Genomic DNA, 17,506 nt, shown 5'->3' with positions numbered 1-17,506 from the left:
CGTCGCATCGCTCACAAAACTGCCAGTTGCGCTTGATCCGCTGTGCGGTGGCCGTATGTCTTGTGCAACGAAATTTGCGTGAGGTTGTTGTTCCATGTCCCGATTGCGTGCCGCACTTGCCGGTCTTGTCCTGACTGTGTCACCCCTCGCCCTGCAGGCGGCGGATGAGGCGGTCACCAGCTTTACGCTCGACAACGGGATGCAGGTCGTGGTGGTTGAGGATCACCGGGCGCCGGTGCTGCAACATATGATCTGGTACAAGGCGGGGTCCGCAGATGAGCCGGCAGGCGCATCCGGGGTGGCGCATTTCCTGGAACACCTGATGTTCAAGGCGACCGATCAGATGGCTGATGGCGAGTTTTCGTCTGTTGTGGCGGCCAATGGCGGACGCGACAACGCATTCACCAGCTACGACTACACCGCCTATTTCCAGCGCGTCGCCGCCGACCGGTTGGAGCTGATGATGCGCATGGAAGCGGACCGGATGCGCAACATCAACTTCACGGATGAAAACGTGCGCACCGAGCGCGGCGTGATCCTGGAAGAGCGCAACCAGCGCACCGACAGCAACCCGCGTGCGCTGCTGTCCGAGCAGATGAACGCGGCGCAGTATCTGAACCATCGCTACGGCATCCCGATCATCGGCTGGCGGCATGAAATGGAAGAGCTGAGCATGGAAGATCTGCGCAGCTACTATGACGCCTATTATCACCCCAATAACGCGATCCTTGTCGTTTCCGGTGATGTGACGCCCGAAGAGGTGCGGACCCTCGCAGACCAGTATTACGGCGTCATCCCGGCCAAGCCTGACCTCGCCGAGCGGGTTCGTGTCGAAGAGCCGCCGCAGAATGCGGAGCGTCGCCTTGTCTTTCGTGACGCGCGTGTGGCGCAGGAATATGTGAGCCGGTCCTACCTTGCCCCCGAACGTGACCCCGGTGATCAGGAAGCGGCCGCCGCGCTGACCCTTCTGGCCGAGGTGCTGGGTGGCGGGCAGACGAGCTACATGACCGAAAAGCTGCAATTCGAGCAGCAGAAGGCCGTGTTCTCTGGTGCATTTTATCGCGGCACATCTCTGGATGACGCGACCTTTGACGTGGTGATCGTGCCGGTGCCCGGTGTCAGCCTGGAAGAGGCCGAAGCCGCCATGGACGAAACTCTGGAGCAGTTCCTGCAGGACGGTGTCGACAGCGAACAGCTGGAGCGGATCAAGTACCAGTTCCGAGCCAGCCAGATTTATGAGCGGGACAACGTGGATGGGATCGCTCGCCGGTATGGCATGGCCCTGTCTGTTGGATTGACCATTGAGGATGTGCAGGCCTGGCCTGACATCCTGCAGGCCGTGACCGAAGACGACATCATGGAGGCCGCCCGCATGGTGCTGGACCGCAACGCATCCGTGACCGGGTGGCTGACCCGTCCGCTGACCGAGGAGGTGAACTGATGATCCGCCTGTTTGCAGCTCTGACCATCGCCCTTTTCGCCAGCCTGCCCGCGCGGGCCGAGGTCGAGATCACCGAAGTCACCAGCCCCGGCGGCATCACCGCGTGGCTTGTGCAGGAACCGTCGATCCCCTTCATGGCGCTAGAGTTGCGCTTTCGCGGGGGTGCATCGCTGGATGCGCCGGACAAGCGCGGGGCGATCAACCTGATGACCGGTCTTCTCGAGGAAGGCGCTGCCGATCTGGATGCGCAGGGCTTTGCCCGCGAGCTGGAGGCACTGGCAGCATCCTTTGACTACGATGTGAGCGACGATGCCCTGGCTGTCTCGGCCCGGTTTCTGACCGAGAACCGTGATGAGGCCGTGGAGTTGCTGCGCACCTCGATCCTTGAGCCGACATTTGATCAGGTGGCGCTGGACCGTGTGCGGGAGCAGGTGCTGACGGGCCTGCGTGCCGATTCCACCGATCCGGACGAGATCGCGCGCGCCGCGTTCGACAAGATGGCCTATGGCGATCATCCGTATGGCTCGAATTACCGTGGCACGATCGAAAGCGTGCAAGCACTGACCCGTGAGGACATGCTGGACGCCCACGCCGCGGTTTTTGCCAAGGATCGCCTCTATGTGGGCGCGGTCGGTGACATCACGCCCGAGGAACTGGGGCCTTTGCTGGATGACCTGTTGGGCGCCCTGCCGGAAGAGGGCGCACCGCAGCCCGGTCCGGCGGAGATCTTGATTGAGGGCGGCACGACTGTCGTGCCCTTTGACACGCCGCAATCAGTGGCCATCTTTGGCCAGCCCGGGATTGAACAGGATGATCCCGACTTTTTTGCTGCCCGCGTGCTGAACCAGGTGATTGGCGCGGGTGGGTTCGAGAGCCGTCTGATGACCGAGGTGCGCGAGAAGCGCGGGCTGACCTATGGTGTCTATTCATTCCTTGTGCCGCAGGATCATGCGGCGACCATTCAGGGGCAGGTGGCCTCTTCGAACGAGACTGTCGCCGAGGCCGTGTCCGTCATTCGCGATGAATGGGCGCGTGCTGCGGCAGATGGTGTGACGGAAGAGGAGTTGGAGGCCGCCAAGCTCTACGTAACCGGCGCCTATCCGCTGCGCTTTGACGGCAACGGGCCGATTGCCCGCATCATGGTGGGCATGCAGATGCTGGGCCTGCCCATCGACTACATCGCCACCCGCAACGACAAGGTCGAGGCGGTGACGATGGAGGATGTGCGTCGCGTCGCTGGTGAGTTGCTGGACCCCGAGGGGCTGCACTTTGTTGTCGTGGGGCAGCCCGAGGGTCTTGAGAGCACCGTCGCCAATTGAGCGCTGGCGCGCACGCGATCTGTTTTTGCTGACGAGGGGGCTGTCTGCCCCCTCGAGCTCCCCCGATCGTATTTTTCGTCAGAAGAAGTTCTATTCGCCGTAGGGGATCCAGATGGTTTTGATCTCTGTGGCGGCTTGAAGGAACAGTTTGCCTTCGCCTTCTGGACCCATCCAGTCGCGCGCCTTGCCGTGGTTGACCCAGGTGCGTTTGAGGTCGCCAGCGGCTTCGCGTTCGATGGTGGCGGACAGGTCGCTGCCGGAGAAGGACCAGACCGCGTCCACGTTCAGGTGTTTGGCCATGTGTGGGGCGACGTCCTTGTGGTCTCCGGTCAGGATGTTGACCACCCCGGCTGGCACATCTGAGGTTTCGAGCACCTGGTAGAAGTCTGTGGCCGCGAGCGGGAACGGTTGTGATGCGGCCAGCACCACGCGGTTGCCCATGGCGATGGCCGGCGCCATGAGGGATACGAGGCCCAGCAGCGGGGCGTCGTCCGGGCAGAGCCCGGCGATGATGCCTGTGGGTTCGTTCATGGCCAGCGCCACGCCGCGGATCGGGACGCCTTTGGCCGCGCCGTCGAACTTGTCGGCCCAGGCGGCATAGGTGAAGAGGCGTTGGATCGTGGCCTCGACTTCCTTGTCGCCCGAGCGTCCGCCCTGGAGCGCGTTCAGGCGGTTTGCGAATTCGTCGGCACGCGCGGCGAGGTTTTCGGCGATGTAGTAGAGGATTTGTGCCCGCAGGTGGCCGGTAGTTTTGGCCCAGCCCTTGGCCGCTGCAGCGGCTTCCACCGCATTGCGGACGTCCTTGCGATTTGCGAGGCTGGTCTGCCCCAGCAGCGCGCCGTTCTTGCCATAGACGTTGCGGGAGTAACCGCTGTCCGGGCGTGCCTGCTTGCCGCCGATGTAAAGTTTCGCGGTGCGGTCGAGCGGGTCGGTTGGGGTGTCTTCGCCAGTGTATGCCGCGATGGGTTTCAGCGTCTTGGCCGTGCCCTTGGGCTTGGTGTAGGCCAAGAGCCCCTCCCAGCCGCCTTCGCGACCAAAGCCGCTTTCGCGCACACCGCCGAAGCCTGCGGCCGCGTCAAAGAGATTGGTGGCGTTCACCCAGACGACCCCTGCCGCCAGTTTGGGCGCGACATCCAGTGCGAGGTTCACATTTTCGGTCCAGAGCGTGGCGGCCAGCCCGTAGCGGGTGTTGTTTGCCAGTTCGACCGCCTCTGCCGGGGTGCGGAAGGTGGTCGAGACGAGGACGGGGCCGAAGATTTCTTCCTGCATCAGAGGTTCGGCGGTGTTGAGGCCGGTGATGAGGGTGGGCGGATAGTAGCAGCCCTCGGCCGGCAATGGGCCTTGGGCTTGGTGGATTTCGCCTGCGCTGTTGTCGCTGACCATACGGGTGATGGTGTCGAGCTGCACGGGGTCGACCACGGCGCCTACGTCGATGGATTTGTCTAATGGGTCACCGATGCGGAGCTTGTCCATGCGCGCGCGCAACTTCCTGTAAAAGGCGTCAGCCACGGGTTCGTGCACCAGAAGGCGGGAGCCTGCGCAACAGACCTGGCCTTGGTTGAACCAGATGGCGTCGACCAGCCCTTCGACTGCTGAGTCAAGGTCAGCATCATCGAAGACGATGTAGGGGGACTTGCCGCCCAGTTCGAGCGTCAGTGCTTTCCCGGTGCCTGCGGTTGCTTCGCGGATGCGGCGACCGACTGATGTCGAGCCCGTAAAGGCGATCTTGTCCACGTCAGCGTTCACGATCATTTCGCCGACCGCGCCATCGCCGGTGACGATGTTCACCACGCCCTTTGGCACACCGGCCTGGCGGCAGATGTCGGCGAACAGAAGTGCCGTCAGGGATGTGTATTCCGCAGGCTTCAACACCACCGTGTTGCCCATCGCGAGGGCGGGGGCGATCTTCCATGCGAGCATGAGCAGCGGGAAGTTCCAAGGGATGATCTGGCCGCAGACTCCGAGTGCTTCGCGGTCCGGCAGTTCGGCGTCCATGAGTTGGGCCATGCCCGCGTGGTAGTAGAAGTGTCGCTGTGCGAGCGGGATGTCGATGTCGCGGCTTTCGCGGATGGGTTTGCCGTTGTCGAGGGTTTCGAGCACGGCAAAGAGGCGGCTGTGCTTCTGCAGAAGCCGGGCAATGGCGTAGAGAACGCGGGCGCGGGCGTGGCCGCCGGATTTGGCCCATCTGGGCTGGGCCGCGCGGGCGGCTTTGACCGCGGCATTGACGTCGGCTTGGGTGGCTTGCGACAGGTTGGCCAGCACCTCGCCGGTGGCGGGGTTCTTGCTTTCGAACTCCTTCGTCGGGTCGGTGAATTGACCGTTGATGAAATGGCCAAAGGCGGCGCCCTGGTCCACGATCCAGGCGAGCGCGTCACCGGCGGCTTCGGGGGCCGTGCCGTAGTCCATGGTTTCGAAGATTTCCTTCACGGTCATGATGTCGTCCTTCGTGTCATCCGGGTGCCGTTTTCTGACACAGAAAACGGTCCGGAATTTTTCTGAAAATTCCGGTCAGCCGATCGCGTGGCGGTACCCGGCGGAATAGGCGCCGGTCAGGTGATGTTCCAACTGCCTCTCAATGTCGCCCAGTAGGGACGACGCACCAAAGCGGAACAGGTCCGGTTGCAACCAGCGGTCGCCCAGCTCTTCCTTGATCAGCGACAGGTAGACGAGCGCGTCCTTGGCCTTGGAAATCCCGCCTGCAGGTTTGTAGCCGACGCGGTAGCCTGTGTGCTCGAAATAGTCCCGGATGGCGCGGATCATCACCAGGGTGACGGGCAGGGTCGCGTTTACGCTTTCCTTGCCGGTCGAGGTCTTGATGAAGTCGGCACCGGCCATCATGCAGACCAGCGACGCGCGGGCGACGTTGCGCAGGCTGCCCAGCTCTCCGGTCGCGAGGATGGCTTTGACATGCGCGTCGTCGCAGGCTTCGCGCATTTCGGCCATTTCGTCATAGAGCGCCTGCCAATTGCCGCTCAGCACGTGGCGGCGCGAGATGACGATGTCGATCTCTTCCGCGCCCGCCGCGACGCTTTCGCGGATTTCCTGGATGCGCAGATGGAAGGGGGATAGGCCTGCCGGGAAGCCGGTCGAGACGGCCGCCACGGGGATGCCGGTGCCCTTCAGCGCCGACACTGCCGCCGGGATCATCTCGTGATAGACGCAGACAGCGCCCGTGGTAAGTCCGGGCATGCCGAGCGCCTCCAGCATCTCGGCCCGGACCGGTTGGCGCGCCTTGGCGCAGAGCCTCTGGACCCGTCGTTCCGTGTCATCGCCCGACAGGGTGGTCAGGTCGATGCAACTGATCGCCTTCAACAGCCACGCTGCCTGGTGGTCTTTCTTGATCGACCGGCGCCCCGGCAGCGTGGCGCATCGCCGTTCGATGGCTGAGGTGTTCGCCTGAACCCGCGCGACCCAATCGAGATCAAGCTTGGTGCCCGGATTGCGCGGTTCGGTGACCTGCGGCAATTGCGCTTTTGTCGTTGCAGTGGCGGTGGTCGTGGTCTGCATGGTCGGGATCCTCGCGGACAGAGACAGACCTAGGGAGTGGCATGTGCCGCACCGTTTGGCAACCACATGCGCTCTGCACACGCCCTGCACAAACGCCGCTGAGGATGTGCACGAGCGGCTGCCATACCCGTCCCGAAGCAAAGCAGCGAAAAGGGACAGAGCGATGCAGGCGAACGTGATACCGGGTGTGCCGGTCAGGATGCAGCAGGACGGGTGGTGGCTGGATGATCCGGTCGATCCCATCGGCCGACGGCATGCGGTGCGCAGGCGGGACAGTGGCAAGGTGTTGCTGCTGCTGGCGCTGATTGCTCTGGGCGATGTTCTGGTGTGGGATGCGGCACCGGGGATCAACTTGGCCCTGTTCGCAGGTGTCGTCCTGATGGCGGGGCTGGGCCTCGCCTGGCCACGTCTGTCCGCCCGGACGCGCTTCGCTATTGCAGCAGGCGGTGTCCTGAGCCTATTGCCACTGGTCGATTTGGTGCAGCCTCTGTCCGTTTTAATCGCGCTGGTCGGGCTGTCGCTGTGCATGGCTGCGGTTGCCGGCCTGTCCCGCGCCGATGTGCTGCGCGGTGCGGCACGGCTTTGGTGGGTGGCGCCGGTACAATCCGTGTCGGACGGTGCGGGGTGCGTCAGGCGTGTGGGTGAGGTCAGCCTCGCCCGTTCTGACATGCGCAACATCGCACTGGCCTGGGTGGTGCCGGTGGCCGCGAGCGTTTTGTTCGCCGTTCTCATTCTGGCGGCCAACCCGGTTCTGGATCGCTGGGTGGCTGATGTGCTCGCGTTTGACATATCGGGCCCCGGATGGGGGCGCGTCTGGTTCTGGGGTGTTCTGTCTGCTGCGATTTGGCCCGCCCTCGTGACCTACCGGATGCGGGAACGCCTGCGGGCGCGCAAGCCGGTGCGGATGACTGTGCGCCGCCCGGGCCTCGTCAATGCGGGGTCGGTTGCGCGGTCGCTTGTGGCCTTCAACCTGCTCTTTGCCGTGCAGACCGGCATGGACGTGCTGTTTCTTTATGGCGACGCGACCCTGCCCGAGGGGATCAGCCCGGCGACCTATGCGCATCGCGGCGCCTATCCATTGCTTGCCACGGCCCTGCTGGCCGGGCTGTTTGCCGTCGTTGCGCAACCGTTTCTGGCGGGCAAGCCCATGCTGCGCGGGTTGATGCTGTTGTGGCTGGCCCAGACGTTGGCGCTGGTGGTGGCGTCGATGTGGCGGCTTGATCTTTACATCGATGCCTTTGGCCTCACGCGCCTGCGCATTGCCGCGCATATCTGGATGTGGCTGGTGGCGATCGGTCTGGGACTGGTTGTTTGGCAGATCTGGAAGGACAAGCCGACAAGCTGGATGATGCTGCGCAGCGGGGCATTGGGCGCAGCTGCGCTCTATGCCTGCGCGTTCTACAGCTTCGACGGCCGGGTTGCGGCGCACAATCTGTCTGTCAAGGATGCGCCGGACCTCGCCCTGCTGTGCCGTTCGTCGGAGGACGTGATCCCGGCCATGGCTGCGGTATATGGCCCAAGCTGGCGTGCGGCCTGCGTTTCCTTCTACGACACACCCGAAGTGTTCGAGCCCGCGGACTGGCGCGAATGGGGGTTTCGCAACTGGCGCACGCGCAATAGCCTGCGCGCCATGACTACCGAGGCCGCCGTTCCATGACGCAGACGCATCTGTTGGTGATCGATGACGACCCGCATATCCGGTCGGTCCTGCGAGTTGCCCTGCAACAAGCTGGACATGCGGTGGACGAGGCGGGCGATGGGGCCGAGGGGCTGACCAAGGCCCGCACGGGGCGCTACGATCTGATCGTTTTGGACATTGGGTTGCCCGAGATGGACGGCCTCGCCCTGTGTCGCGCATTGCGCCAAACCGACGAGACGCCGGTACTGTTTCTAACCGCGCGCGAGGACGAGATTGATCGCGTTCTGGGGTTCGAGTTGGGTGGCGACGACTACGTGACCAAACCCTTTTCCCCACGCGAGTTGGTCGCGCGGATCGGCGCAATTCTGAAGCGTGCACGCCCCGGGTCGAGACCTGATCTGGCGCGGGGAGTGTTGCGTCTCGACCCGTCTCGACATCTTTGCGAGGTGGCGGGCAGACCGCTTACACTCACGGCGCGTGAGATGGAGATATTGGCGCATTTGATGGCCCGGCCCGATCATGTCGCGGCGCGGCCTGCGCTGGTCGATGCTGTCTACGGCGGTGCTGTGGTCAGCGACCGGACACTCGACAGCCATTTGCGCAATCTGCGGGCCAAGCTGGCAGAGGCGGGTTGCGCGGACGCCATTGAAACGGTGCACGGCGTCGGCATTCGGATGGGCCCATGCGCGGGATCGTAAGGAAGTGGCGCCCGCCGCTTGCCTTTGTTCTGGGCGGCACGCTTGTGGCTGTGCTGGCTCTGCCATTGATCGGTATCGTGAACCTGCGCCTGTGGGGCAACGTGTTGGGCTGGGGCGAAGCGGCAGCGATTGTCGTGGGCATTGCCGTGGTGTCGACGGTGGCCCTTGCCTTTCTGCTGTGGCGGCTGGTGTTGCGCCCGGTTTGGATGCTGGACCGATACGCGCGTGCCGTCCGCGCGGGTGCGCGGCCAGAAGCCCCCGTGCACTTTGGCACGCCCGAGTTCACGACACTCGCGACCAGCGTCATGGGGATGAGCGAAAGCCTGCAAAGCCGCGCGGACACTCTGCAAGCCTATGCCAATCACGTGACACACGAATTGAAGTCACCGCTGACCGCAATTCGCGGTGCGGCAGAGTTGCTGGAAGGTGAGGTTGCTCCGGCCGATGCGCAGGCTCTGAACATCACTATCAAGGATGCGTCGGCGCGGATGCAGACCCTGCTGGACGATCTGACACGGCACGCGCAGGCGGCCACTTCGTCAGGGCCAGGTGCGTCGCGGGTATCAGATGTTGCGGAGGCTTTGAATGTTCCGCTGAAGGTGACGGTCGCCCACGACGGGGTCGTCGGGCTGAGCTCAGATGAGCTGCGGACCGTGCTCACACAGCTTGCGGGAAATGCCGAGGCTCACGGCGCGACAGAGATGACGCTTACGGTGACGAGCGGCTCGCTCGAAATCGCCGACAATGGCCCGGGCATCAGCGCAGGCAACCGAGACCGCATCTTCGATCCATTTTTTACCACCCGCAGGGAACAGGGTGGTACCGGCATGGGTTTGAGCATCGTGCGCAGTTTGGTGCAGGCCCGCGGTGGGCAGATCGAGCTGCTTGAGGGCGGTCTCGGTGCCCGATTCTTGATCAGAATGGGCTGATCCACCCGCTGCGCGCGAAAATGTTATTGCGAGTCATTCTCATTCCATTGACTTCTTGCGAATGGTTCTCATATTCAATCTCATGACACAGACACTTGCCTTTGCACCGTCTCGTCGCGCCGTCCTTGCAGGTCTTGGCGCCCTGGTCGCCGCACCCGCTTATGCCGCGTCCTCTCCGCTCAACATCGTGTCCACAACGGGCATGATTGCCGATCTGGTGCGTTCTATTGGTGGTGATCAGGTTGCGGTCACGGGTCTAATGGGTGCTGGTGTGGACCCGCATGCTTATCGTCAGACCCGTAGCGACATTGTCGCCATGACACGTGCGGACGCGGTCATGTGGCATGGTCTGTATCTTGAGGCGCAGATGGAAGACTTCCTGCTGGATCTTGGAAGCAGGCAGCCGGTCTATGCCATTGCAGAGACGGTTAACTCCGACCTCTTGGTTGCGCACGAAGACTACGAAGGTCGCTTTGATCCGCATATCTGGATGGACCCGGACCTGTGGGTGCAATGCGTGCCTGCCGTGATCGATGCGCTGGTCGAACTGCGCCCGGACGCTCGCCCACAGTTCGACGCCAATGCCGCCGCATTTCAGGAAGAAGCGCAAGCGCTGGCAACCTATGCCCGCGATCTGCTGACCAGCGTTCCGGCTGAGCGGCGAGTGCTTTTGACAGCCCATGATGCCTTTGGCTACTTCGGCACGGCCTACGACTTCGAGGTGATGGGCATTCAGGGCATTTCGACCGAAAGCGAGGCGGGGTTGAACCGGATTCGCACACTTGTGGATTTCCTGGTGGAGCGGCAGCTGCCGGCTGTCTTTGTCGAGACATCCGTATCTGATCGCAACATCCGCGCGCTTGTCGAAGGCGCTGCTGCCCAAGGGCACGAGGTCCGAATTGGCGGGTCGCTGTTCAGCGACGCGATGGGGCCGGACGGCACCTACGAAGGGACGTGGCTCGGTATGATCGACCACAACGTGACCACCATCGCCCGTGCGCTGGGCGTGGACACGCCCGCCGGTGGACGCCTTGGCAAGTTGAGGGCCGCGGCATGAACCTGACCCTCGTCACCGACCGCGATACCGATCAGGCAGTGCGCGCAGCAAGCCCGCTGGCGGTGCGGGGCATGACCGTTTCCTATGGTCAGACGCCTGCGATCTTTTCCGTCGATATGACCCTGCGGGCGGGCGCGATGACCGCGATTGTGGGTCCGAACGGTGCGGGCAAATCGACTTTGCTCAAGGCCGCGCTGGGCGTGATCACACCACTTGCAGGTTCGGTTACGGTCTTTGGCGGCACCATGGCCGACATGCGGGATCGCATTGCCTATGTGCCGCAGCGCGCCAGCGTGGATTGGGATTTCCCGGTGCGCGTGATCGACGTGGTGATGATGGGGATGTATCGGCAACTCGGTCTTCTGGGCCGGGTGCGCGGACGCCATCGGGCGCTGGCCCGTGACTGTTTGGATCGGGTGGGCATGGCTGATTTCGCCCACCGTCAGATCGGACAATTGTCCGGTGGTCAGCAACAGCGTGTATTCCTCGCTCGCGCGCTCGCGCAAGAGGCTGATATTTATGTTCTGGACGAACCCTTTGCCGGTGTGGATGCCGCGACGGAGAAGGCGATTGTTGCGGTTCTTCAAGGGCTTCGCGATGCAGGCAAGACGGTTTTGGCCGTGCATCATGACCTTGCCACGGTGCCGGATTACTTCGACGATGTTGTGTTGTTGAATACGCAGGTCGTCGCCGCCGGACCCGTGGCCGATACATTTACCGAAGATAACCTGAACGCCGCCTATGGCGGGCGTCTGACCACGGCACGGGCGGACCCGGAAAGCGTGGCGGGCTAAGCCATGTTGGCCGACGCGCTGCTGCTGCAGCTTGGCTATAACGCGACACTTGTGGCGATTGGGGCGTGCTTGTTGGGCATCGCCTCCGGTGTCGCGGGCACCTTCCTTTTTTTGCGCAAGCGGGCGCTGGTGAGCGACGCGATTTCACATGCCACACTACCCGGTGTCGGCCTTGCCTTTGTCATCATGGTGGCGATGGGTGGGGAGGGCCGATCGCTCTTGGGATTGCTGCTGGGTGCGGGTGTATCTGCCGCGATTGGCCTGCTCTGCGTGCAGTGGCTGACCCGGCGGACACGGCTGGGCGAAGACGCGGCTATAGGCGCTGTTTTATCAGTGTTTTTTGGTTTCGGTGTGGTCATGTTGACCGTGATCCAGACCATGAATGCGGGCCGCCAGGCGGGGCTCGAAAGCTTCTTGCTCGGCTCGACCGCAGGCATGCTGCGCGGTGATGCGATCCTGCTGGCCGCGTCCGCGGCTGCGGTGCTGGCGCTGGTCCTGATCCTGCGGAGGCCGCTGGCGCTGGCGGCCTTTGATCCCGGCTATGCCGAAGCGACGGGGTGGTCGCTGCCGCGCATTGATCTGGCGATGATGGGGATCGTGCTGGTGGTCACGGTCGTGGGGCTGAAGGTTGTGGGGCTGATCCTGATTGTTGCCTTGCTGATCGTGCCCGCGGTCACGGCGCGGTTCTGGACAGAACGCGCGGATCATGTGGTGATCATTGCAGGCATAGTGGGTGGGCTGTCGGGTTTTGTTGGAGCGGCGGTCTCTGCCACTGCGCCCGCATTGCCCACGGGGCCGATTGTCGTGCTGGTTGGCTTTGGTATCTTTCTGTTTTCCCTGCTCTTTTCCCCGCGTCGCGGGGTGCTGGCATCGGTGCTGACCCACTTGCGCTACCAACGCCGGGTGCATGTCCGGCAGGGGCTGCTTGCGCTGGCGCAAGGCCAGCCGATTTATGAGACGTTGACGCAGCGATTGCTGACCCGCGCGGGGCTGATTTTGCCGGACGGTGTGCCCACCGCTGAGGGGCAGGCGGCGGCGTCGAAGGCGCTGCTTGATGAGACGCGGTGGGCGATTGTGCGGGGGGATCAGGCCTATGCCCTGGCGGCGACGCGGTACGATGGTTTGACGCCGATTGAGACGGTTTTGACGCCGGATCAACTGATTGAAATTGATACGAAAATCAGTGCGCCAGAGGTCGTTGCGTGATGGGGGCGGAGTTCGTGGCCCTGTCCCTGCCCCCCATCGTGATCGGGGTGCTGGTTGCCATTGCCTGTGCGCTGCCGGGGAACTTTTTGTTGTTGCGGGGGCAGGCGCTGATTGGGGATGCGATCAGCCATGTTGTACTACCTGGGATCGTGGTTGCATTCCTGCTGACCGGGCTTGTGGCGACGGGGCCGATGTTGCTTGGTGCTGCCGGTGCGGCGGTGATCGCCGTGGTTGCGATTGATGCCGTGCGGCGGCTGGGGCGCATTGAATCCGGCGCCGCGATGGGGGTGATTTTCACCGCCATGTTTGCGGGCGGCGTGCTGCTGTTGGAGCAGTCGGATACGTCCAATGTGCACCTGGATGTGGAGCATGCGCTTTATGGCAATCTGGAGAGTCTGATCTGGCTGGATGCGACCGGTTGGGCGTCCCTGACGGACCCTGTGGCATTGGCAGGACTGCCGGTGGAGCTGCCGCGGATGGCGCTGGCGTTGGTCGTTATCGGTTTGTTTTTATGGCTGTTTTGGCGTCCGCTGGCCTTGTCCACTTTCGACGAGGGGTTTGCCCGTGGGCTGGGCATTCGCACCGGGCCGCTGGGGTTGGCGCTAGTCATCATGTCGGCGATTGCCGCCGTGGCCGCCTTTGACGCGGTGGGGTCGATCATCGTGATCGCGATGTTCATTTGTCCGCCTGCTGCGGCGCGGATGATGACCAACCGGCTGGGCCATCAGGTGGCGTGGTCGGTGCTGTTTGCGGCCTTGGCTGCCGTGCTCGGATATGTGCTGGCGGGGTACGGGCCGCTGTGGATCGGCGCCTCCGACTCGGTCAGTGCGGCGGGGATGATTGCGACCGTATCGGGCATCATTCTGGGTGTTGCGGCCGTGGCGGGACCGCACCGTACGCGCAACGGTTAACGGCGCGATCTGCCGCGACGTCACGCATTGCTGCGTTAACCCCTTATTTTGCTGGGAAATGCCGCTGTCACCCCCTGTGCACCCCTTCGATGCCGTATGGGGTGATTTTGACGGGTTAACGGTGCGTGCGGTGGCAAAGGTTAGCGAGAGGTTAATGCACGGGGGCGCTCATCCACCGGTCCGGTGTCTTCGCTGTTGAGGGCGGTCAGGTCGTTGCTGGTGAATTGGACGTAGCCGCCGGGGGCGGGTTGGATTTTCTTGGCGTCCCAGCACGCCTTGGCCTGATCGAGGGTCAGGTCGGGATGCATGTCGCGGGCATCGCGCAGGTATTGCAGGTAGTTGTTGCAGGTCGCGATCTCGCGCCGGAAAGTCGGGTCGTCCTTGCGCGCTTCAAGCGTGCGCCATGCCTGTTCGGCATCAGCCAATGTCGCGCCTGCATTGGCGCGCATCCAGTCCATGAAATCGCCGTGGCAGGAGAATCTGGGGCCTATGGCGGCTTTGAAGTAGCCACGCACGTTTGGACCAAAGGAGATGTTGTCGGTGATCACCGTATCGGGCGTCAGCTCGGCTTTGGCCCAGTTGAAACGGCTGGTGCCGCGCTGTTTCGGAGACTTGGGCAAAGGCGCGCCCGCAAGAGCGGCAGCCACGCGATCCCGCAGGGTCGCCTTGGTGCCCGAGGCGGGAATGTCGAGCGCCTCACAGAACTCCTTCAACGCCTCGACCGGCCAGTACCAGCGGTCGAACTCGGTGGCGGTCATGGTTGGGTCAACGGGCGGGCGTGTGTTGGTCATCATCGGCAGGTATTGCCGGTGCCGCCCGCGTCAACTGCCGCGATAGGTCGAGTAGCCGTAGGGGGAGAGGAGGAGCGGCACGTGGTAGTGCGCCTCTGCATCCGTGATCCCGAAGCGAATTGGCACCTGGTCGAGGAACTTCACCTCATCCGTGTTTAGCCCGTGCCGGTCGAGGTAGTCGCCGCAGAAGAAGATCAGTTCGTACTGGCCCTGTTTCATCTTGCCCTGGGGCAGGATCGGGCTGTCGGTGCGGCCATCAGCGTTGGTTTCGGCCTCGGCGATTTTCTTGTGGCTGTTGCCCGACACCCGGTAGAGCGCAATTTTTATGCCAGCGGCAGGCACGCCGCGCGCTGTGTCGAGGACATGGGTGGTGAGGTATCCGGCTGCCATTGCATATCGCCCTGTTTGGTCGCAGATTACGGCATCTCACCTTGATTGTCTGGGGAAGTCCATGGCCGAGTTGCCACCGCGGTATCCGCGCGATTTTCATGGCTACGGGGCCGACCGGCCCGATGCGGCGTGGCCCGGTGGGGCGCGTGTGGCCGTGTCCTTTGTCCTGAACTACGAAGAGGGGGGCGAGAACTGTCTGCTGCATGGTGATGCGGCGTCAGAGGCGTTCCTGTCCGAGATTGTCGGGGCGGCACCTTGGCCGGGGCAGCGGCATTGGAACATGGAGTCTATCTACGACTACGGTGCGCGCGCCGGGTTCTGGCGCTTGCACCGGTTGTTTACTGAGACCCGCGTGCCGGTGACTGTCTACGGCGTCGCGACGGCGTTGGCGCGTAGCCCGGCGCAGGTGGAGGCGATGCAGGGCGCCGGATGGGAGATTGCGTCCCATGGGCTGAAGTGGATCGACTACAAGGATCACACGCCCGAGGACGAGGCGCGGGACATGGACGCCGCGATTGCTTTGCATACGGAGGTGACGGGCGAGCGTCCGCGTGGTTGGTATACGGGCCGGTGTTCGGAAAACACGGTGTGGTTGGCCGCCGAGCGTGGGATGGACTGGATCAGTGACACTTATGATGACGACCTGCCCTATTGGGCGCGTCTTGGTGCGCGGGATCAGTTGATTTTGCCCTACACGCTCGACTGCAACGACATGCGCTTTGCCACGTCGCAAGGGTTCAATTCCGGGGACCAGTTCTTTGCCTATCTGCGCGATACGTTTGATGCGCTTTATGCCGAAGGGGCGGCGGGGCGGCCTGCGATGATGTCCATTGGCCTGCACTGCCGTCTTGTCGGGCGGCCCGGTCGGGTGCAGGCGCTGCGGCGGTTCATCGAGTATGTGCAGGGGCATGAGGGCGTGTGGTGTGCGCGGCGGCGGGACATTGCGGCGCATTGGGCCGAGGCGCACCCGCCGGTGGCTGAGCGCGGGTGGATTCACTTGGACCGGGCGTCGTTTGTAGAGACGTTCGGCGGTATCTTTGAACATTCGCCGTGGATTGCTGAGGGCGCGTACGCCTTGGAGTTGGGGCCTGCGCATGACACGCCCCAAGGGCTGCACAATGCGTTGTGCCGTGTGTTTCGGGCCGCAACCAAGGACAAGCGGCTGGAGGTGTTGCGCGCGCACCCCGACCTCGCGGGCAAGCTGGCGGCGGCCAAGCGGTTGACCGCGGAGAGTACGGAGGAGCAGGCAAGTGCTGGCTTGGATGCGTTGACGGATGAGGAGCGTGCGGCCTTTGAGCGGTTGAATGCGGAGTATACCGAGAAGCATGGGTTTCCCTTCATCATCGCGGTGAAGGATCACGACAAGGCGGGTATTCTGCGTGCCTTTGAGCGGCGGGTAGACAACGAGACGGATGTCGAGATGGCGGAAGCCTGTCGTCAGGTGGAACGTATCGCCCGGCTGCGGCTGGAGGCGATGGGATGAATTACGCTTTCCCCCCCGGTGGGTTGCCGAGCCAGAACGAGCATCCCGAAAGCACGGCGATCTTTACCGAGGCCTATGCCGTCATCCCGGCGTCGGTGCAGCGGGACATTGTCACCTCTTTCTTGCCCGGGTGGGACGGCACGCGGGCTTGGATCTTGGCCCGGCCCTTGAGTGGGTTTGCCGAGACCTTTGCCCAATATGCGATCGAACTGGACCCCGAGGGTGGCAGCAACGATCCCGAACCCGACATGGATGCGCAGGCGGTGCTGTTCGTGGCTCATGGGACGGCGCATCTGACGCTGGGGGCGGACCTGCACGAGCTGCGGCCGGGCAGCTTTGCCTATATCCCGCCTGGCGCGCGGTGGACCTTGTGGAACCGGTCAGAGCAGCCCTGTGGCGTGCATTGGGTGCGCAAGAAATACGTGGCCGGCGCGGGGTTGGGCTTACCCGACGTGGTCGTGACGCATGAATGCGATGTGCCTGCCGCGCCGATGCCCGATTGTGGGAACATGTGGGCGACGCAGCGGTTTCTGGATCCGCTGGACCTGCGTTATGACTGCCACGTGAACATCGTGAATTTCCAGCCCGGCGGGCGCATTCCCTTTGCGGAGACCCATGTGATGGAACACGGGCTTTACGTGCTGGAAGGGACGGCGGAGTATCTGCTGAACAAGGATTGGGTGAGCGTGGGGCCGGGTGACTTCATGTGGCTGCGCGCTTTCTGCCCACAGGCGTGTATTGCGACGGGGGATGGGCCGTTTCGGTACCTGCTTTACAAGGATGTGAACCGGCATGTCCCGCTATGAGATCAAGGCGCAGCCGCTGACGGCAGAGGCCTTTGCCCCCTTTGGGGATGTGCTGGATTGCGCGGGTGATCCGGACAAGATCATCAATACGGGGAAATGCGGGCGCTATCACGACCGGGCGCAGCTTGATTTCAGTGATGGGCGGGCGGGGATCAGCCTGTTCAACGCGGAGCCGCGTAGTCTGCCCTACACGCTGGACCTGCTGGAACGGCATCCCGACGGATCGCAATGCTTTGTGCCGATGACCGAACACCCTTTCCTGGTGGTCGTGGCGCCCAGCGACGGTGTAGTGCCGGGTGAACCGCTGGCCTTCCTTACCCGACCGGGGCAGGCGATCAATTTCCACCGGGGGACTTGGCATGGGGTTCTGACACCGCTCCACGCACCGGGCCTTTTTGCCGTGATCGACCGGATCGGAGACGGCACTAATCTCGAAGAAGTGCGCTTCGATCCCCCCTATACAGTTTCTTCTGACTGAAAATACTTCGGGGTTTGGGGCAGAGCCCCAAGCAAGTAGTGTCGTCGCCGCAAGGCG

Annotated in this window: 16 protein-coding genes; 12 read left to right on the top strand and 4 right to left on the bottom strand. The window is 63.3% G+C overall.

Annotated features, from left to right (window positions below):
• Window positions 1-94: 94 nt before the first annotated feature.
• Both KUV51_RS09325 and KUV51_RS09320 read left to right on the top strand, forming a co-directional pair.
• A complete protein-coding gene (locus KUV51_RS09325) occupies window positions 95-1,441 on the top strand; it encodes a M16 family metallopeptidase (protein ID WP_222521370.1) in 1,347 nt (448 codons plus the stop codon).
• Complete coding sequence (locus KUV51_RS09320) at window positions 1,441-2,760, top strand: M16 family metallopeptidase (RefSeq protein ID WP_222521369.1); 1,320 nt, start codon at window positions 1,441-1,443, stop codon at window positions 2,758-2,760. The genes KUV51_RS09325 and KUV51_RS09320 overlap by 1 nt, the downstream gene beginning before the upstream one ends.
• Before the next feature lie 90 nt (window positions 2,761-2,850).
• Here KUV51_RS09320 and KUV51_RS09315 read toward each other — a convergent pair whose 3' ends face one another.
• On the bottom strand, window positions 2,851-5,193 hold the full coding sequence (locus tag KUV51_RS09315) for an aldehyde dehydrogenase family protein (RefSeq protein WP_222521368.1): 2,343 nt from the start codon (window positions 5,191-5,193) through the stop codon (window positions 2,851-2,853).
• 75 nt (window positions 5,194-5,268) lie between these two features.
• Window positions 5,269-6,267: a deoxyribose-phosphate aldolase gene (gene deoC, locus KUV51_RS09310; RefSeq protein WP_222521367.1), complete on the bottom strand. Its 999-nt coding sequence runs from the start codon at window positions 6,265-6,267 to the stop codon at window positions 5,269-5,271.
• Between the two features lie 163 nt (window positions 6,268-6,430).
• Here deoC and KUV51_RS09305 point away from each other — a divergent pair, with 163 nt between their 5' ends.
• From KUV51_RS09305 to KUV51_RS09275, 7 genes are all read left to right on the top strand, one after another.
• Window positions 6,431-7,924 carry a DUF4153 domain-containing protein gene (locus KUV51_RS09305; protein WP_222521366.1) on the top strand — a complete coding sequence of 498 codons (1,494 nt, stop codon included), beginning with the start codon at window positions 6,431-6,433 and terminating at the stop codon, window positions 7,922-7,924.
• Window positions 7,921-8,604 carry a response regulator transcription factor gene (locus tag KUV51_RS09300; RefSeq protein WP_222521365.1) on the top strand — a complete coding sequence of 228 codons (684 nt, stop codon included), beginning with the start codon at window positions 7,921-7,923 and terminating at the stop codon, window positions 8,602-8,604. Before KUV51_RS09305 ends, KUV51_RS09300 begins: the two co-directional genes overlap by 4 nt.
• Window positions 8,589-9,533 (top strand): sensor histidine kinase, encoded by a 945-nt coding sequence (locus KUV51_RS09295; protein WP_222521364.1) that lies wholly within the window; start codon window positions 8,589-8,591, stop codon window positions 9,531-9,533. The genes KUV51_RS09300 and KUV51_RS09295 overlap by 16 nt, the downstream gene beginning before the upstream one ends.
• Window positions 9,534-9,615: 82 nt before the next feature.
• Window positions 9,616-10,590 (top strand): metal ABC transporter solute-binding protein, Zn/Mn family, encoded by a 975-nt coding sequence (locus KUV51_RS09290; protein WP_222521363.1) that lies wholly within the window; start codon window positions 9,616-9,618, stop codon window positions 10,588-10,590.
• Window positions 10,587-11,384, top strand: a complete 798-nt coding sequence (locus KUV51_RS09285) for a metal ABC transporter ATP-binding protein (protein WP_222521362.1) — start codon at window positions 10,587-10,589, stop codon at window positions 11,382-11,384. Before KUV51_RS09290 ends, KUV51_RS09285 begins: the two co-directional genes overlap by 4 nt.
• Window positions 11,385-11,387: 3 nt before the next feature.
• The gene (locus KUV51_RS09280) at window positions 11,388-12,590 is read left to right on the top strand and encodes a metal ABC transporter permease (protein ID WP_222521361.1); all 1,203 of its coding nucleotides are present in this window, start codon (window positions 11,388-11,390) and stop codon (window positions 12,588-12,590) included.
• A complete protein-coding gene (locus KUV51_RS09275; protein ID WP_222521360.1) occupies window positions 12,587-13,501 on the top strand; it encodes a metal ABC transporter permease in 915 nt (304 codons plus the stop codon). Before KUV51_RS09280 ends, KUV51_RS09275 begins: the two co-directional genes overlap by 4 nt.
• Before the next feature lie 140 nt (window positions 13,502-13,641).
• On the opposite strand, the gene KUV51_RS09270 is transcribed toward KUV51_RS09275, so the two are convergent.
• Both KUV51_RS09270 and uraH read right to left on the bottom strand, forming a co-directional pair.
• Window positions 13,642-14,292: a DUF6434 domain-containing protein gene (locus KUV51_RS09270; protein WP_222521359.1), complete on the bottom strand. Its 651-nt coding sequence runs from the start codon at window positions 14,290-14,292 to the stop codon at window positions 13,642-13,644.
• Window positions 14,293-14,322: 30 nt separating this feature from the next.
• Window positions 14,323-14,682: a hydroxyisourate hydrolase gene (gene uraH, locus KUV51_RS09265; RefSeq protein WP_222521358.1), complete on the bottom strand. Its 360-nt coding sequence runs from the start codon at window positions 14,680-14,682 to the stop codon at window positions 14,323-14,325.
• A 61-nt stretch (window positions 14,683-14,743) separates the two neighbouring features.
• Here uraH and puuE point away from each other — a divergent pair, with 61 nt between their 5' ends.
• From puuE to KUV51_RS09250, 3 genes are read left to right on the top strand one after another with little or no spacing between them, the layout of a single operon-like run.
• Window positions 14,744-16,165, top strand: coding sequence for an allantoinase PuuE (gene puuE / locus KUV51_RS09260; RefSeq protein ID WP_222521357.1), 1,422 nt, complete (start codon window positions 14,744-14,746; stop codon window positions 16,163-16,165).
• Window positions 16,162-16,971, top strand: coding sequence for a bifunctional allantoicase/(S)-ureidoglycine aminohydrolase (locus KUV51_RS09255; protein WP_222521356.1), 810 nt, complete (start codon window positions 16,162-16,164; stop codon window positions 16,969-16,971). Before puuE ends, KUV51_RS09255 begins: the two co-directional genes overlap by 4 nt.
• The gene (locus KUV51_RS09250) at window positions 16,958-17,449 is read left to right on the top strand and encodes an ureidoglycolate lyase (RefSeq protein WP_222521355.1); all 492 of its coding nucleotides are present in this window, start codon (window positions 16,958-16,960) and stop codon (window positions 17,447-17,449) included. Before KUV51_RS09255 ends, KUV51_RS09250 begins: the two co-directional genes overlap by 14 nt.
• The last annotated feature ends 57 nt before the right edge of the window (window positions 17,450-17,506 follow it).

It is taken from the genome of Tateyamaria omphalii (assembly GCF_019802125.1).
Taxonomy (GTDB): domain Bacteria; phylum Pseudomonadota; class Alphaproteobacteria; order Rhodobacterales; family Rhodobacteraceae; genus Tateyamaria; species Tateyamaria omphalii_B.
Note: the sequence above shows the minus strand (reverse complement) of the source record. Positions and strands in the feature narration are given on the sequence as shown.